We start from the raw sequence: 15,836 nt of genomic DNA, 5'->3' as shown, positions 1-15,836 counted from the left end.
TTTGTCTGCGGTGTGCTTCAATGACACACATCGAGACTTTTTTGCACAGGATCCGGATATGCTGGCTCAGCTCTGGCTCGCGACGACCTTGACGACCACTACCCTCTCCGCCTGTGGTCATCACGATTATCCCCCCTGGAACTGGCTGAGCGATGGCAAGATAATCGGCGTTTGTGCCGAAGTCGTCAGTACCCTCTATCAACGGTTGGGTTTCAATATGGATCTCTCCTATGTGGGCCCCTGGGCCCGCTGTCAGCAGAAAGTGGCGAAAGGAGAGGTCGACATCAATATCTGTGCGCTGCTCAACGAAGAGAGAGCACACTACTCCCGCTTTACCCGAACGCCCATGGCCATCAATGACATGGCGGTGTTCGTGCGCCAACCCGGAAGCCGCTTGCTGCAGCGACGGGAGGATCTGACCGGACTGCGGGGAGCCATGATGATAGGCGTCAGCCTTGGCAGCGAAATGGATGATTTTTTGCAAGCGAATACCCGTATCTACAGGGTCAACTCCCTCAAGCAGGTATTTGGCCTGCTGGCCAGTGATCGGGTCGACTTCGTTCCCTATGGCCGCTCTTCCGGCCGCCTGTTTTTGTGCGAAAATTACCCGAGCAGCGGAATGGCTGATCTGCAGTGGCCACTGCAGCGCGGTGAGCTCTATATTTCTGTTTCACTGCAATCCCCCCATCTTGACACCCTCGAACAACTGGAGACCATGCTGCAAGCGCCGGGCATGAGTCAGTGGATAGACCAGCTGCTGGAGAAATACAGTGACCTTTACCTGCAACAGCAGCGCCAGCAGAAGCCTTGACCTTCTCCTGCGAGCAAGGTTTAGAGTTTGGCAACTTGCCCCCTAAGGATGTCAGGATTGTCACTCACCCAGCTTGCTGCAAGATTGCCCTCTGTTGCTCTGGCCCGGCTATTGCTGGCGCTGCTGCTCATCTGCAATCTGAACCTCTGCATCAGCTGGCATGGTTCTCCCCTCTCCTCCGAGCCGACCCCAAACAACACTCAGTCGATGGTGATGTTCGATTCATCCATGGCGATGGCGGATGGCGATATCTCTCATGCAATGCCCGCTATGGATCACCCAGGCGATGGTATGACCCTCTCCTGCCATCAGGGAGACGATGGGTCAGCCATGGGCGATGAGTGCCAGATGCAGACCGGCGTCAATGCTCTCTCCTTCGGCGCGATGGCTCTGCTGGGTGTACTGGTCGCCCTGCTGATCTTTCCCTTGCTACTTGGCAACAACGTCGCAGCGTCACTGCTTGATAACTGGTTGCGGGATCCCTTCCTGCGCTCGCGCGGTACTCACCCTCCCTCCTGGCCGCGCCGACATCTGATGCTGTCGGTGTTACGCCACTAGAAAGTCCTTCTCTTGCGGCACAGGCAAGCTTTAACTTGCCCGTTTCCTGCCGCCTTGCCTGACCCTGTGCCCCGGCCAAACCGGCCCGCCACAGGGAGCCGTGCGCACTGATACAGCTGCGCCCCGTTTGCCGCCAGCCCCTTGGGTGATGCCTTGCACCTCACCCGACCGGCGGCCTGCAAAAGAGAAGACGTATTATGTCACCAGCCCACTTTTCACCGTCCAAGGTTGCTGCCTTTGCGGGCGCCTTATCCTCCTGCACTTTCTGCATGCAGATCCGCGCCGGAGGCCAGTCATGAACAAGACCGTCCTGATGTCGGCCCTGCTGCTCACCCTTGGCGCCGGTGGCGGCTACTGGGCCGCCAAACAGACCTCCGATGGCGCAAGCGCCAAAGAGAAGACGCCCCTTTACTGGGTCAACCCCATGGATCCCCGCGACAAGCGCGACGGCCCGGCCAAGGACAACATGGGGATGGACTTTATCCCCGTCTATGAGGAAAAACAGGGCGGCTCACCGGGCACCGTCACCATCAGCCCCGAGATCCAGCAGAACCTGGGGGTGCGACTTGCCAAGGTGGAGAAGCTGCCTATCCACCAGCAGATCGAGACGGTGGGCTATGTCGGGTATGACGAGGATCGGCTGGAGGCGATCAACGCCCGCATGGCGGGCTGGATCCGCACCCTCGCCATCAAGAGCGAGGGGCAGCAGGTGAGCAAGGGGAGCCTTATTTACGAGCTCTACGCGCCGGATCTGGTCAATGCCCAGCACGAATACCTGCTGGCTCTCAACACGGCCAACCCACTGCTGCTGCGCGCTGCCGAGGGCAAGCTCAAGTCCCTGCAGGTGCCGGCGGATCAGATAGCGGCCCTCAAGCGCACCCGTCAGGTGCAGGAGACGGTACGCATCTATGCCCCCAGCAGCGGTTATGTCTCCGAGCTGAAAGTGCGCGAGGGCCAGTATGTTGAGCCCACTGCGGCGCTCTTTAACATCAGCACCCTAAAGCAGGTGTGGGTCAGTGCCGAGGTGTTCGAGCGTCAAGCCGCCCAGCTGAAAGTGGGGGATCCGGTCACCATGACTCTCGACTATGCCCCCGGCCGCAGCTGGCAAGGTAAGGTGGATTACCTCTACCCGACCCTGGATGCCGCCACTCGCACCCTCAAGGTGCGGCTGCGCTTTGACAACCCGGATGAGTTTTTGAAACCCAATATGTTCGCCAAGGTGACCATTCAGGCGGGCAAGGGAGAGCCGCAATTGGTGGTGCCGAGCGAAGCGGTGATCCGCACCGGCAGCCAGGACAGGCTGGTGTTGGCACTGGGGGATGGCAGCTTCAAGTCGGTGGCCGTCACCCTGGGCCCCCAGTTTGGCGACAAGGTGGCCATCAAGGCTGGAGTAGAGGCTGGGGATAACATCGTCAGCTCGGCCCAGTTCCTGCTCGACTCCGAATCGGCCATCGATTCCGACTTCCAGCGCATGACGGCGGTGCGCCCCGCCCAGGTGTGGACCCAGGGCGAGGTTGAAAGCATCGATCTGGCCAACCGCACCCTGATGGTCTCCCACCAGCCCATCCCCGAGTGGCAGTGGCCCGCCATGGAGATGGAGTTCACCGTGGCCGACGGGGTCGATATCAGCAAGCTGGCCGAGGGGCAGACCCTCCATCTGCAGGTAATGCAGGAGGGGGATGAGTACCGCATCACTACCATTCATCAGGAGAAGGCACCCGCTACTGACGGCGACGCCAAGCCTGCAACGGATGAGATGGGGAAGATGGAAGGCATGGACCATAGCCAGCATCAGATGACGATGCCCGAGATGGAGAAGAAGTCATGATCCCTTCCATCGTTCGCAGTCTCGCAGGCAACCGCTCTCCGCTCTCTCTACTTGGTGAGAAAGGAGTTCAATCATGATCCCGTCGATTATTCGCTGGTCCATCGGCAACCGCTTTCTGGTGCTGCTGCTCACTGTGATGCTCACCGCCTGGGGGCTCTGGTCGGTCAAGCAAACCCCGGTGGATGCCCTGCCGGATCTCTCCGACGTGCAGGTGATCATCAAGACCTCCTACCCGGGCCAGGCGCCCCAGGTGGTGGAGGATCAGGTCACCTACCCGCTCACCACCGCCATGCTGGCGGTACCGGGGGCCACCACGGTGCGCGGCTACTCTTTCTTCGGCGACTCCTTCGTCTATGTGCTGTTTGACGACAACACCGATCTCTACTGGGCCCGCGCCCGGGTGCTGGAGTATTTGAGCCAGGTTGCGCCCAATCTGCCCGCCTCCGCCCGTCCCCAGCTCGGCCCCGATGCCACCGGGGTGGGCTGGGTCTATCAGTACGCGCTGGTGGACAGAACCGGCAAGCATGACCTCAGCCAGCTCACCTCACTGCAGAACTGGTTCCTCAAGTACGAGTTGCAGACGGTGGATGGGGTCTCCGAAGTCGCCACCGTGGGCGGCATGGTGCGCCAGTATCAGGTGCGGGTCGATCCGGACAAGCTGCGCGCCTACGGCATCCCGCTCTCCCTTATCGAGACCGCCATCAAGCAGGGCAACCAAGAGACCGGCGCCTCCGTCATCGAGATGGCGGAAGCGGAGTATATGGTGCGCTCCAATGGCTATCTGAAAAGCGTCGAGGATCTGAAACAGATCCCGCTCGGCACCACGGTACGCGGCGCCCCGCTGCTGCTGGGGGATGTGGCAGATGTTGTCACCGGTCCCCAGATGCGGCGCGGCATTGCCGAGCTCAACGGCGAAGGGGAAGTAGTGGGCGGCATTATCGTCATGCGCTACGGCGAGAATGCCCAGCACACCATAGACGGAGTCAAGGCACGGCTGGCGGAGCTCAAGAGTAGCCTGCCGGAAGGAGTAGAGATCGTCACCGTCTACGACCGATCCGACCTTATCCAGCGCGCCATCGACAACCTCTCCGGCAAGCTGCTGGAGGAGTTCGCCGTGGTGGTGCTGGTGTGTCTGGCCTTCCTGTTCCACCTGCGCTCGTCACTGGTGGTGGTCATCACCCTGCCCATCGCCATTCTGGTGGCCTTTATCGTCATGCACCTGCAGGGGATCAACGCCAACATCATGTCGCTCGGGGGCATCGCCATCGCCATCGGCGCCATGGTGGATGGCGCCATCGTGATGATCGAGAACGTCCACAAACACATGGAGCGGGAAGCGCTCACCGACAAGAACCGCTGGCGCATCATCACCGAGGCGAGCATAGAGGTGGGGCCCGCCATCTTCTTCTCCCTGCTCATCATCACCATCAGCTTTCTGCCGGTATTTGCGCTGGAGGCGCAGGAGGGGCGGATGTTCCACCCCCTCGCCTTCACCAAGACCTACGCCATGGCCGCCGCTGCCGGGCTCGCCATCACGCTGGTGCCAGTGATCATGGGCTACTTCATCCGTGGCAAGGTGCTGGCGGAGCAGGCCAATCCGCTCAACCGCTGGCTGAGTCAGGGCTATGTGCCGCTGCTCCAGGCCGTGCTGGCGCGCCCGAAAACCACCCTGGCCATCGCCGCCGTGGTGACGGTGGCGGGCTTCTGGCCGCTCAAGTATCTGGGCTCCGAGTTCATACCGCCGCTCGATGAGGGGGACATCATGTATATGCCCACCACAGCAGCCAATATCTCGGTGGGCAAGGCGCGGGAGATTTTGCAGCAGACCGATAAACTCATTCGCACCGTGCCCGAAGTGCAGAACGTGTTCGGCAAGGCGGGGCGTGCCGAAACCGCCACCGACCCCGCCGACCTGGTGATGATGGAGACCAGCATCCAGCTCAAGCCCCGCGATCAGTGGCGCCCCGGCATGACCCCGGAGAAGCTCAAGGAGGAGCTCGACTCCCTCATCCGCTTCCCCGGCCTCACCAACGCCTGGGTGCCCCCCATCAAAACCCGCATCGACATGCTGGCTACCGGCATCAAGACCCCGGTGGGAATCAAGATAGCGGGGCCGGATCTCAAGGTGATCCAGCAACTCGGCCAACAGCTCGAACAGATCGTTGGCAAGGTGGAGGGCGCCTCATCGGTCTACGCCGAGCGGGTGGCCGGTGGCCGCTATGTGAAGGTGGATATAGACCGGCTCAAAGCAGCCCGCTACAGCCTCAACATCGCCGACGTGCAGGCGGTGCTCGCCACCGCGGTGGGCGGCATGGAGGTGGGCCAGACCATCGAGGGGCGCGAGCGCTATCCCATCAACCTGCGCTACCCCCAGAGCTATCGCGATTCGGTGGCGAGCCTCGAGCTGTTGCCGGTGGTGACGCCGAGCGGTGCGCGTATCGCACTGGCGGATGTGGCACGGGTCTACATCAGCGACGAGGCCCCCATGCTGCGCAGTGAAAACGCGCGGCTCAACGGCTGGGTCTACGTCGATATTCGCGGCCGCGATATCGGCTCCTTCGTCGATGAAGCCAAGGCACAAGTCGGCAAACAGCTGGTGCTGCCGGCGGGCTACGCCCTCACCTGGTCTGGCCAATACGAGTACATGGAACGGGCCAAGGCGCGCCTCACCTACGTGGTGCCGCTGACGGTTGCCATTATCGTGCTGCTGCTCTATCTGGCGTTTCGCCGCGTTCAGGAGGTGCTGCTTATTCTCACCACCTTGCCGCTGGCGGTGGTGGGCGGGATCTGGACCCTCTGGCTGCTCGACTTCAACCTCTCTGTGGCAGTCGGGGTGGGCTTTATCGCTCTGGCGGGGGTGGCGGTGGAAACCGGCGTCTTGATGCTGGTCTACCTCAACCACGCCTGGGATGACCTGGTGGCCAGCGGCAAGCCGAACAAGGCGGGTCTGCACCGGGCGGTGATCCACGGCGCCGCCCTGCGCCTTCGCCCCAAGATGATGACGGTGGTGACTATCATCGCCGGCCTCTTGCCCATCATGTGGAGCCATGGCACCGGCTCCGAGGTGATGCAGCGCATCGCCGCCCCCATGATCGGCGGCATGGTGAGCGCGCTGGTGCTGACCCTCTTGGTGCTGCCAGCGGCCTATTACCTGTGGCGCAGCCGCAGCCTTGGCAAGGGCGCGAACCCGCAATCCGAATAACCCGATTTCACGATCCATATTGACTGAACGATAAGGAAACCATCATGAACCACAAGACGCTGACCCTGACCCTGCTGCTTGGCCTCGCTACCCACACCAACCTGCAGGCCGAAGAGATGATGCACCATGAAGGGCACGATATGAGTCAGACGGGTGAGATGAGCGAACAGGCCGCAATGGTGATGACCAAGGGGGTCATTGCCCGCCTCGATGAGGGGAGCGGCAAAGTCGGCATCAAGCACGAGGCCATAGACAACCTCAAGATGCCCGCCATGACCATGGTCTTTCGAGTGGCAGATCCGGCCCAGCTCAGAGGGCTCAAGGTGGGGGATGCCATCCACTTTCATGCCGAAAGCCAGAGCGGCAAGCTCACAGTGACAGCCATCCAGCCGCAATAAACGGCTCTGGCTCGCCGAAGAGGTCACGATAGACAGTGACAACGCAAGAGGGAGGCATCAGCCTCCCTCTTCTTTTGCTCAACCTGTTCGTTGGGTCAACCTCTGGTGCACGATAGCACTCAGCTGCGGGTTGCCAGCAACTGCTCCACATCCTCGATCACCTTGAGAGCCGCCTGCGGGCCGCCGCTGGAGGTCCAGAGCGACCCGTCCACGGCGCCAAAGCGCTTGGCCTTGATCACCGGCAGCTGCTGGAACGCCGGGGTCTGCTCCGCCTGACGCATGGCATCCACCGCATCACCGCTGGCGCTAAGGGTGCCGACCACCAGCCAGTCAGCATCCAGCAAGTTGAGAGACTCCAGACTGAGTGCCGGTGAGTGGGGCGCGCCAGTCCCCTGTTGTTTGTCCGGACGCACCAGTCCCATCGACTCCACTACGCTGCTGGCAAAAGTGCCCTGATACATAAAGCTCGGCCCCTTGGGGTTCCAGCGCACTATGCTGATGCTCTCCCCCTGATGTTTGGCCAGCTTGCTGCGAGCCTGAGTCAACCGCTCGGCATACTGCAGCAAGAAAGTATCCCCTTGCTGGTCGCGGTTGAGGGTGTGGGCGGTGCGGCGGAAGCTATCCTGCCACGGCTCGCCCCACTTGCTGGTCACCACGGTCGGCGCGATCTCCCCCAGCAAGGTCAACAGCTCGGGACGGGTCTGGCCGGTCAGGATAAGGTCGGGCTCCAGCGCAATCAGCGACTCCAGATTGGGGCTGTCGAGATCACCGATAACCTGGATACCCATATCCACCTTGTTCAGCAAGTAGCGGGGCAAGGTAGGTTGACCACGGCCATTGACGGCGCCGATGGGGGTCAGCCCCAGGGTCAGGGTGCTGTCGAGTTCGAGCTCACTCAGCACCACCACCCGCGTTGGCTGGACTGGCACCTGCACCTTCTGACCAAACGCATCGGTCACTTCACGCATCTCCTGCGCCTGAACCAGCGGCGGGGCCAGCATCAGGATGGCTGCTGCCAGGGCGGCAAAACGCTTCATCATCTCACTCCTTCTCGTTGCACGGCCCGGATAATCGGCCGCGAGGATACACTCGGTGGGCCCACAGAGCAGGCCCATATGACTCAACTCGCCGAACGCAGGGCTCGGCCATGTTCGTGACGACGGGGCACGATAATGGGCGCCCCGTCACCGGGGGCATGAAGAATGTCGACACTGGTCTGGTAGAGCCGGTCGATCAAGGACTTGGTCACCACCTCCCGGGCCGGGCCCATGGCGGCAATGGTCCCCTCGCCGATGGCGATCAACTCGTCACAGTAGCGGGCCGCCATCGCCAGATCGTGGATCACCAGCAACACGGTTTTGCCCTCGGCGGTGATGCGATGGATCGCCTCCATCACCTCGGTCTGGTGACCGATATCGAGGGCACTGGTGGGCTCGTCGAGCAACACCATGTCGCTGTCCTGCGCCAGGATCATCGCCAGCCACGCCCGCTGTGCCTGCCCGCCGGAGAGGGACGCTGCGCTCTGCTGCCAGATGCTTTCAAGCTGCATCCGCTCGCAGGCAATACGCACCATGCGGGCATCCTCCTCGCCCCACTGATTGAACCAACCCTGATGGGGGTGACGGCCATACTGCACCAGCTGCTCCACCAGAATGCCGGCAGGCAGGGTTGGCCGCTGGGGCAGGTAGGCGAGCTCCCGCGCCAACCCCTTCATGGGGTAGCTGGCAAGCGGCTTGCCTTTGAGCAGGATCTCGCCGCGTTGGGCTTTCATCTGGCCGGATAGCAGCTTGAGCAGGGTCGATTTGCCGCAGCCGTTGGGGCCGACGATCCCCACCAGCTTGCCCCTCGGCACGCTGAAGGAGATGTCCCGCAAAATGGGGGTCTGCTGATAGGCGAAATGGAGGCGATTTACGGTGAGCGTCATCAGTCAGCCCTCTGGCGATCGTTAACAAGAAGAAACAGCAGCAACAGGCCGCCGAGAATGCGGGTCATGATACCGGTCGCCACCTCGTGGGGGCTGGCCAGCACCCGGACCAGGGTATCGCTGGCAAGCAGCAGCAGGGCGCCGCTAAGCGCCGCCAGCCAGAGCGGCACCACCCGGTCTTTCACCAGCCAGGAGGCAAGAATGGGGGCCGCCATGGCGATAAAGACCACGGGGCCGCCGATGGCGGTGCCGAGCGCCGCCACCAGAATGGCCTGCGCCAGAATGCCCAGTTGCACCCGATCGCCGTTGACGCCAAGCCCTCTGGCCATCTCGGGGCCAAAGCGCAGCACCGCCAGCGAGCGGGAGAGATAGACGATCCACGGGCAGAGCAGCAGCAACAGAATGGCGATAGGAGTGATGGTGCTGTAACCCACGGCGATAAAGCTGCCCATATTCCACAGATAGAGAGAGCTCAAATGCAGCAAGGCCTGGGTGGACATCACAAACTGGCCGAGCGCCTCGAACAATTCGGAGAGGCCGATGCCGATCACCACGAACAGATAGCCCTGCTCACCCGGTTTGCGGCAGAGGGCATAAAGCACCAGCGCCGCGAAGATGGCGCCGATGGGAGCCGCCCACCAGGGCCAGCTGCCTACCGTCAGGTAGAGGGAGAAGACGATGATGGCCAGAGAGGCGCCGTTGTTGACCCCCACCATGTCGGGAGTAGCCAGCCGGTTGCGCACCAGAGTCTGCACCAGACAGCCGGAGAGCCCCATGGCCGCCCCCGCCACCACCACCCCAAGGATGCGCGGCAGCCGGATCTTGAACAGGGTGAGCTGCTCAAGCCGGGTCCCCTCCCCCAGCAGGGTGTTGACCACCCCGGTGAAGCCGAGCTTACCGCCGCCAACACTCAAGGCCAGCAGAGCAAGCGCCAGCAGCGCCATGGCCAGCAGAGCCAGCCAGCGCCAACTCGGCAGATGGATCAGCAAAGAGCGGTTGCCAGCCCGCAGGCAAAGCATATCGGTAGGTGTGCGCATCAGCCCCTCACTTGACGGTCAGCAGGGTACGAAAGCCCCCGCGATGAACGATGGCGATCAGCACTGGTGCACCGATCAGGGCCAGAATAACCCCGTTGGGCAGCTCGAACGGCTGGATCAGCCAGCGCGCCAGAATGTCGGCCAACAGCAGAAACAGCATGCCGAACAGGGCGGAGAAACAGACCTGCACCGACAGCTTCACCGGCTCTACCAGTCGGCCACAGTAGGCGGCCAGAAAGCCGACAAAGCCGATAGGGCCGGCAATAGCGATGGCACTGGCGGTAAACAGGGTGGCGGCCAGCAGCACGCCAATTCGCACCCGGTTAGGGCGGATCCCGAGCGCCTGGGCCTGACTGTCCCCCATCTGCATCAGGGTCAGCTGGCGACAGAGCAGCAAGGTGATGACAAACGCCGCCAGCACGAAGGGCAGCACGGCAATGATGGCATCGAGATTGGCCGCCGACAGGGAGCCGAGGTTCCAGAAGCGGTACTGCTCCAGCACCATCTTGTTGGAGAGCAGCAAAAAGCTGGAGAGACCACCGAAGGTGGCGGAGAGCGCCACCCCGACCAGAATCAGCTTGAGGGGGTTGGAGCGGCCAATCATCATGCCAAGCCCCAGCACAATCACGTTGCCGAGCAGCGCACCGAGTCCGGCCCAGAGCAGATAGCCGTAGGCGGACTCCACCCCGAACCAGGTAAGCCCCACCACCAGCGCAAAGACGGCCCCGGCGTTGACCCCGAGCAGGCCGGGTTCCGCCAGCGGGTTGCGGGTCGCGCTCTGCAACAAGGAGGCCGCCAGAGATAAAGAGGCGCCGACCACCATGGCGCAGAGGGTGCGCGGCAGTCGCAAGGTATTGAGCACCATGGCGAGCTTCTCGTCACCAGCCCAGCGGGCATCCCCCATCAGGTAGCCGAGTACCTCGCGAGCACCATAGACACCCGCACCGGTGGCGAGCGAAAGAGAAAGCAGTATGAACAGGAGGAACAATCCCAGCCAGAACAGCGAGGTCTGGTCTCTAAACACCCTTTAACTCCTTATGGTGGCAATACGCATGTTGTTGAAATAAAAGCGGTCACCCGAGGTGATCCCCTGACAACAACGGAAGCCCGCCAATGCGGGCTCCCGTTCAGCCATTACAGCTTGTAGGCCACACCGGCATAGACAGTACGCCCATCGAGAATTTGATCGGCCTCGGTGGCAACCCAGTCACGCTTGGTATTGGTCAGGTTGTTGAGTCCGAACTTCAGATCCAGTGCCCGGGTGGCGTTCCAGACTGCCCCGACATCCAGGGTGTGGAATCCGGCGGTGGTCTCATAGGTGGTGCCGCTCATGCGCGGAACCGGAAGGATCTGGCTGCCGGTGTAGTTCCAGCCGAGCTGTGTACTCAGGCTCTCGATGACCTGCCACTCCAGCTTGGCGTTGGCGGTATGCTCCGGCGTCCGATAGAGATCCTTGCCGCTGGTCTTGTCCTCCGCATCGATCAGGGTGACGTTGCTGGAGAGGGTTAGGTTATCGGTGAGATCAAACCAACCACTCAGCTCCACCCCCTTGATGCGGGCCTTGCTGACGTTCTGATAGGTCATCACCGCCGGACGCCAGGTGGAGGTCCATGCCTCGCTCTGGATCTTGTCCTTGATATCGTTGTGGAAAGCCGTAACCCCGGCGCCCCAGAACGAACCATCGTAGGCGGTGCCCAGCTCGTAGCTGACGGCGGTTTCCGGCTTCAGATCCGGGTTGCCCACCACGGCGCAGCGACCGCGACAGGCGGCTACCGCATAATCCGGGTTGGACTGGGCAATGGTCGGCGCCTTGAACGCCTTGCCAATGCCGCCCTTGACCACCCATTTGTCAGTCAGGCTGTAGAGGGCATAACCACGGGGGCTGAACTCGGTGCCATAGGTCTCGTGGTGATCGACCCGGCCGCTGAAGGTCAGGGCCAGATCGCCAAAGCCAAACTCATCCTGCAGATAGAGCGCGCTCTGGTTGACGCTGACATCGCCCCCCTTGAGGTTGACGTTATGCTTGAGTTCGGTGATGCGGTACTCGGCACCGCTGGTCAGCAGGTGGCTGCCCAGATTGCCGCTCAGCTGGCCATCGAAGGTATGGTTGGTCTGGCTCACATCGCCACTGGTCTTGCTCAGCGCCGTCATCAGTTCGGAGTCGTCAAACAAGTCAACCTGCTCGAAGGCATAGCCGACCCGGCTGTCGAACTGATCCCAACGGCCGACGTGGGTGGCGTTGAGTCCCAGTCGTTCCATCTGCTGGATATTGCGCGGCGTCTGGCCGTAGTTGTTCCAGTGGGCCTCCCGATCATCTTTGGCGTAGTTCATCCCCACATCCAGATCCTGACGATCGTCGATCAGCCATTTGACGTTGGAGAGGATCCCCAGCTTTTCACGCTGCTCGATGGCATCGGCCTTGGGGTTAATGCTCTGCTCGCTCTGCCAGGCATCCCTGTGGTTCCCTTCTACCACCAGGTTGGCCAGCAGCTTGTTGTCGATCAGCGCCCCGCCCACATAGGCGCTCGCCTTGTTGATAGTCCCGCCGTGACCGTCGGTGGGGTCGCTGAAGGTATAGGTGGCCGCCGCTTCGGTCTTCTCCCCGGGTTGGCGCAAGATGACGTTGACCACCCCGCCCAGCGCATCTGCGCCATAGAGGGAGGAGATGGGGCCACGGATCACTTCGATACGCTCGATGGCCGCCATGGGGATGGCGGAGAGATCGAAATCATTGCCATAACCGGAGGTAAGAGCATCGCGGGAGCTGATACGCCGGCCATTGACCAGCAACAGGGTGTAATCCCCCTCCAGCCCGCGCAACTTGATCTCGCTGCGGCCGTAGCTGGTCGCAGGGCTGATATTGACCCCCGGCAGCTGTTTCAGGGCGCCGGTCAGATCATTGACATTGAGCTTGTCGAGCTCGGCCCGGGTCACCACAGAGACGCTGGCCGGGGCGGTCAGCTCGCTGTGCCGGGTTTTGGTCGCCGTCACCACCATAGTTTCATGAGCTGCGACAGGCGCAGTCCCTTGGGCCAGAACTGGCAGGGCAAAAAGGGACAACACCAGCGGATGCACTGCAAATCGTCGGGATGATGTACGCATCATCAACACTCCACATAAAACAACCAGGGCCAACACCACCGACATCCCTGTCTGACCTCGCCAGACCCGGTGCAAAGTGATGGAGTTCATTGGCATGAACAGTCGTCCATGCCCCATCACCCCGAACATCAGTGCATCACGGCAGGCCCTGCGTTGTGCTATGCCACTCGCAGCCATCAATAACAAAAGCGCCGTACCGACTGACATCGGGACGGTGCAATACTAAATGCAAATCATTTTTATTTGCAAGCGTGAATCAGGTATTCTTTCGCATCCGCTTAATTATCCATCACATCGTGACGGGTCTGGTGATAGGCCTCTTCATTCTTGCCCCGGCGCCAGTACGGCACGGCGTAGAGCGACTGGCGATCCACCTCGAGCACGGAGCGAAAATGGCGGCGCAGCGGCAGCACCAGCGCCTCTTCCCCACCCAGCCAGAAGAAGCCACCATCGCGCACCAGCGGCAGAGCAATCACATGCTCCAGCAGGCCGCTGGACTCGGGCTCGCCGACAAACCAGTGACAGCGCACCCCGACCGGTAGTGTCAACGGCTGAGCATCGGCCTGATCCGGCACCAGAATCGCAATTTCCCCTCTGGCATCGGCAGGCATCACCTCACACATCGCCATGATGGCGGGCAAGGCGGTGAGATCCCCCACCAGGCAGTAGTGATCGGCCGGTTGCAGCATGGGGTTGGGGCCACCCGGCCCGGAGAGGATCACCTTCTCTCCCGGCTTGGCATGGGTGGCAAAGGCGCTGGCGGGCCCACCTTCACCATGCAGCACGAAGTCGATATCAATTTCCTGCTCATCACGGCGAAACGCGCGGATGGTGTAGGTGCGGATCACCGGCTTGTCCGCCGGGTCACTCCAGCGCGGGCCGCTCGGGGTCATTGCAGGCAGCACCGGCTCTACCTGATGGGGCTGGGCCAGCATCACCTTGATATGGGCCCCACCGCAGGTAAAGGGATAGTCAGCCAGTTCGCTGCCACCAAAGGTGATGCGACGCAAATGGGGGGTGATCTGGGTAATGGCTTTGACAGTCAGCAGACGGGGGCGATTGGGAGGCAGAGATGGGGACACGATGGGGCTCCTCGTTGAGTGTGTCGCCCATGCTACACGCAAATAGGAATTACTATCAAATAAGATTATTTCTCGTCTAATAGCTACAAGCTGGATTCAAACATCCCCAACCACTCGCGTCCACACCCCAATCCAGACATAGGCTTTATGCACGCTAGCTCCATGATTGGGCAAAGAAAGCAGCCGGACAACGCCACAATTACAAAGGGTTCCATTTGCTTATTTCGACCATAGTTTTTCGAGATCAAATTTTATTTCCCAATAAGTTTCCTATCCTTAGTGAAGCAGTTAATGTAAGCACAGGATGCCAAACAGGATTGTATGATGGATGACCAGATCCTGATTATTGATGATGACGATCTCTCCCTCCCCGACGCACAGCAAGCGGGCTGGAAGGTGATGATTGTTGACGATGAGCCTGAAGTGCATCGCATCACCAAAATCACCTTGAACAAATTCGAGTTTGACAATCGCCCCATCGATTTTCTGCATGCCTATTCCGCGGCGCAGGCCAAAGAGTTGCTGGCCACCACCCCGGACGTTGCTCTGTTGCTGCTGGACGTGGTGATGGAGGTCGACCACGCCGGCCTCGATGTCGTCAAATACGTCCGTGAAGACCTGCAAAACAAGATGGTACGCATCGTGCTGCGTACCGGCCAGCCAGGCCAGGCGCCGGAAGATGACGTGGTCACCAACTACGACATCAACGACTACAAGGATAAAACCGAGCTCACCTCCCAGAAGCTGCGCACCCTGCTGCGGGCCAGCCTGCGATCCTATCGGGATATCCGCACCCTGGAGAGTAACCGCCAGGGGCTGGAAAAAGTCATCGAAGCCTCCAAGGGGATCTTTGAGAAACGGGCCTTGCGCCAGTTTGTCGAAGGCGCCCAGGAGCAGCTCAGCGCCTTGCTCCATCTGGGGGAAACCCAGATATACGACGTCAAGCAATACGCCTATGAGGTGAAGGATCAAGTATTGGAGCCCCTGCTCCCCGGCCATCCCGCCATGCTCCTCACGGACGCGCCGGAGATCCTGCGCCAGGCTATGAGCAAGCGCAGCAATGTCTATAACGCCACCCAGATGGTGCTCTACTGCCAGAATCCGCGCCACCACCTGCTGTTCCACATCGAGACCACCCGCCAGCTCAGCCAGATCGATACCAGTCTGCTGACCCTGTTTACTGAAAACATCATAGTGGCGCTGGAGAATATCCGGCTCAATGAGGTGATCGCCGACAACCAGCGGGAGATCATCTATCGCATCGGCGAACTGGTCGAAACCCGTTCAAAAGAGTCAGGGCTGCACGTCAAACGGGTCGCGCTCTATACCGAACAATTCTGCCACCTGATGGGCATGAGCGAAGAGCAGAGCGAGCTGGTGAAACGAGCCTCGCCGCTCCATGACATTGGCAAGGTGGGAATTCCTGATGCCATCTTGCACAAGCCGGGCAAGCTGACACCGGAGGAGTGGGAGATCATGAAAACCCACGCCCAGCTCGGGCAGGATATGCTCTCCGGCAGCGATTTGGCGCTGTTTCAGATTGGTGCCACCATCGCTGGCAATCACCATGAGAAATGGAATGGCAGTGGCTATCCCCGCGGTCTGAAGGGGGCCGATATTCCGCTGGAGGGGCGAATTGTGGCGCTGGCTGACGTGTTCGATGCCCTGGGTTCGGATCGCTGCTACAAGAAGGCGTGGCCGCTGGACAAGGTGCTGGCCCTGATTGAAGAGGAGAAGGGGCAGCATTTCGACCCCCAGCTGGTCGAGCTGATGATGGCCAATCTGGACAAGTTCCTCGAGATCCGCGAGCAGAACAAGGATGTCTATATCGGCGAACACTGATAGCCAGTTTGTTCTGTTTATGAACTCAAAAAAACCGCCCTGCTTATCAGGG

Annotated in this window: 12 protein-coding genes; 6 read left to right on the top strand and 6 right to left on the bottom strand. The window is 60.9% G+C overall.

Annotated elements, in window-relative coordinates:
• The first annotated feature begins 58 nt into the window (after positions 1-58).
• From AB5Y73_RS06345 to AB5Y73_RS06325, 5 genes are all read left to right on the top strand, one after another.
• Positions 59-811: an ABC transporter substrate-binding protein gene (locus AB5Y73_RS06345; protein ID WP_181497452.1), complete on the top strand. Its 753-nt coding sequence runs from the start codon at positions 59-61 to the stop codon at positions 809-811.
• 57 nt (positions 812-868) lie between these two features.
• Positions 869-1,369, top strand: coding sequence for a hypothetical protein (locus tag AB5Y73_RS06340; RefSeq protein ID WP_181497453.1), 501 nt, complete (start codon positions 869-871; stop codon positions 1,367-1,369).
• Positions 1,370-1,664: 295 nt separating this feature from the next.
• Complete coding sequence (locus AB5Y73_RS06335; protein WP_162895379.1) at positions 1,665-3,197, top strand: efflux RND transporter periplasmic adaptor subunit; 1,533 nt, start codon at positions 1,665-1,667, stop codon at positions 3,195-3,197.
• A 73-nt stretch (positions 3,198-3,270) separates the two neighbouring features.
• Positions 3,271-6,399, top strand: a complete 3,129-nt coding sequence (locus AB5Y73_RS06330; RefSeq protein ID WP_118854031.1) for an efflux RND transporter permease subunit — start codon at positions 3,271-3,273, stop codon at positions 6,397-6,399.
• A gap of 44 nt (positions 6,400-6,443) precedes the next feature.
• The gene (locus AB5Y73_RS06325) at positions 6,444-6,797 is read left to right on the top strand and encodes a copper-binding protein (RefSeq protein WP_107682290.1); all 354 of its coding nucleotides are present in this window, start codon (positions 6,444-6,446) and stop codon (positions 6,795-6,797) included.
• A 119-nt stretch (positions 6,798-6,916) separates the two neighbouring features.
• Here AB5Y73_RS06325 and AB5Y73_RS06320 read toward each other — a convergent pair whose 3' ends face one another.
• The 6 genes from AB5Y73_RS06320 to AB5Y73_RS06295 form a co-directional block, all read right to left on the bottom strand.
• Positions 6,917-7,834: an iron-siderophore ABC transporter substrate-binding protein gene (locus AB5Y73_RS06320; protein WP_107682289.1), complete on the bottom strand. Its 918-nt coding sequence runs from the start codon at positions 7,832-7,834 to the stop codon at positions 6,917-6,919.
• 83 nt (positions 7,835-7,917) lie between these two features.
• On the bottom strand, positions 7,918-8,721 hold the full coding sequence (locus tag AB5Y73_RS06315) for an ABC transporter ATP-binding protein (protein WP_005337795.1): 804 nt from the start codon (positions 8,719-8,721) through the stop codon (positions 7,918-7,920).
• Positions 8,721-9,758, bottom strand: a complete 1,038-nt coding sequence (locus AB5Y73_RS06310; RefSeq protein WP_107682288.1) for an iron chelate uptake ABC transporter family permease subunit — start codon at positions 9,756-9,758, stop codon at positions 8,721-8,723. The genes AB5Y73_RS06315 and AB5Y73_RS06310 overlap by 1 nt, the downstream gene beginning before the upstream one ends.
• 7 nt (positions 9,759-9,765) lie before the next feature.
• Positions 9,766-10,782: an iron ABC transporter permease gene (locus tag AB5Y73_RS06305; RefSeq protein ID WP_064339787.1), complete on the bottom strand. Its 1,017-nt coding sequence runs from the start codon at positions 10,780-10,782 to the stop codon at positions 9,766-9,768.
• Between the two features lie 110 nt (positions 10,783-10,892).
• On the bottom strand, positions 10,893-12,860 hold the full coding sequence (locus tag AB5Y73_RS06300) for a TonB-dependent receptor (protein WP_107682367.1): 1,968 nt from the start codon (positions 12,858-12,860) through the stop codon (positions 10,893-10,895).
• 278 nt (positions 12,861-13,138) lie between these two features.
• Positions 13,139-13,942, bottom strand: coding sequence for a siderophore-interacting protein (locus AB5Y73_RS06295; RefSeq protein ID WP_107682287.1), 804 nt, complete (start codon positions 13,940-13,942; stop codon positions 13,139-13,141).
• Positions 13,943-14,266: 324 nt separating this feature from the next.
• Between AB5Y73_RS06295 and AB5Y73_RS06290 the strand changes: the two genes are divergently transcribed.
• On the top strand, positions 14,267-15,784 hold the full coding sequence (locus tag AB5Y73_RS06290) for an HD domain-containing phosphohydrolase (protein ID WP_005361714.1): 1,518 nt from the start codon (positions 14,267-14,269) through the stop codon (positions 15,782-15,784).
• The last annotated feature ends 52 nt before the right edge of the window (positions 15,785-15,836 follow it).

This window comes from Aeromonas sp. s7(2024), assembly GCF_040907825.1.
Classification (GTDB): domain Bacteria; phylum Pseudomonadota; class Gammaproteobacteria; order Enterobacterales; family Aeromonadaceae; genus Aeromonas; species Aeromonas veronii.
Note: the sequence above shows the minus strand (reverse complement) of the source record. Positions and strands in the feature narration are given on the sequence as shown.

Bases quoted from the DNA above. Each gene is read 5' to 3' on its own strand.
- AB5Y73_RS06335 (WP_162895379.1), top strand. From the start codon at position 1,665: ATGAACAAGACCGTCCTGATGTCGGCCCTGCTGCTCACCCTTGGCGCC.
- AB5Y73_RS06330 (WP_118854031.1), top strand. From the start codon at position 3,271: ATGATCCCGTCGATTATTCGCTGGTCCATCGGCAACCGCTTTCTGGTG.
- AB5Y73_RS06320 (WP_107682289.1), bottom strand. From the start codon at position 7,834: ATGAAGCGTTTTGCCGCCCTGGCAGCAGCCATCCTGATGCTGGCCCCG.
- AB5Y73_RS06310 (WP_107682288.1), bottom strand. From the start codon at position 9,758: ATGCGCACACCTACCGATATGCTTTGCCTGCGGGCTGGCAACCGCTCT.
- AB5Y73_RS06325 (WP_107682290.1), top strand. From the start codon at position 6,444: ATGAACCACAAGACGCTGACCCTGACCCTGCTGCTTGGCCTCGCTACC.
- AB5Y73_RS06315 (WP_005337795.1), bottom strand. From the start codon at position 8,721: ATGACGCTCACCGTAAATCGCCTCCATTTCGCCTATCAGCAGACCCCC.
- AB5Y73_RS06300 (WP_107682367.1), bottom strand. From the start codon at position 12,860: ATGCGTACATCATCCCGACGATTTGCAGTGCATCCGCTGGTGTTGTCC.
- AB5Y73_RS06290 (WP_005361714.1), top strand. From the start codon at position 14,267: ATGGATGACCAGATCCTGATTATTGATGATGACGATCTCTCCCTCCCC.
- AB5Y73_RS06345 (WP_181497452.1), top strand. From the start codon at position 59: ATGCTGGCTCAGCTCTGGCTCGCGACGACCTTGACGACCACTACCCTC.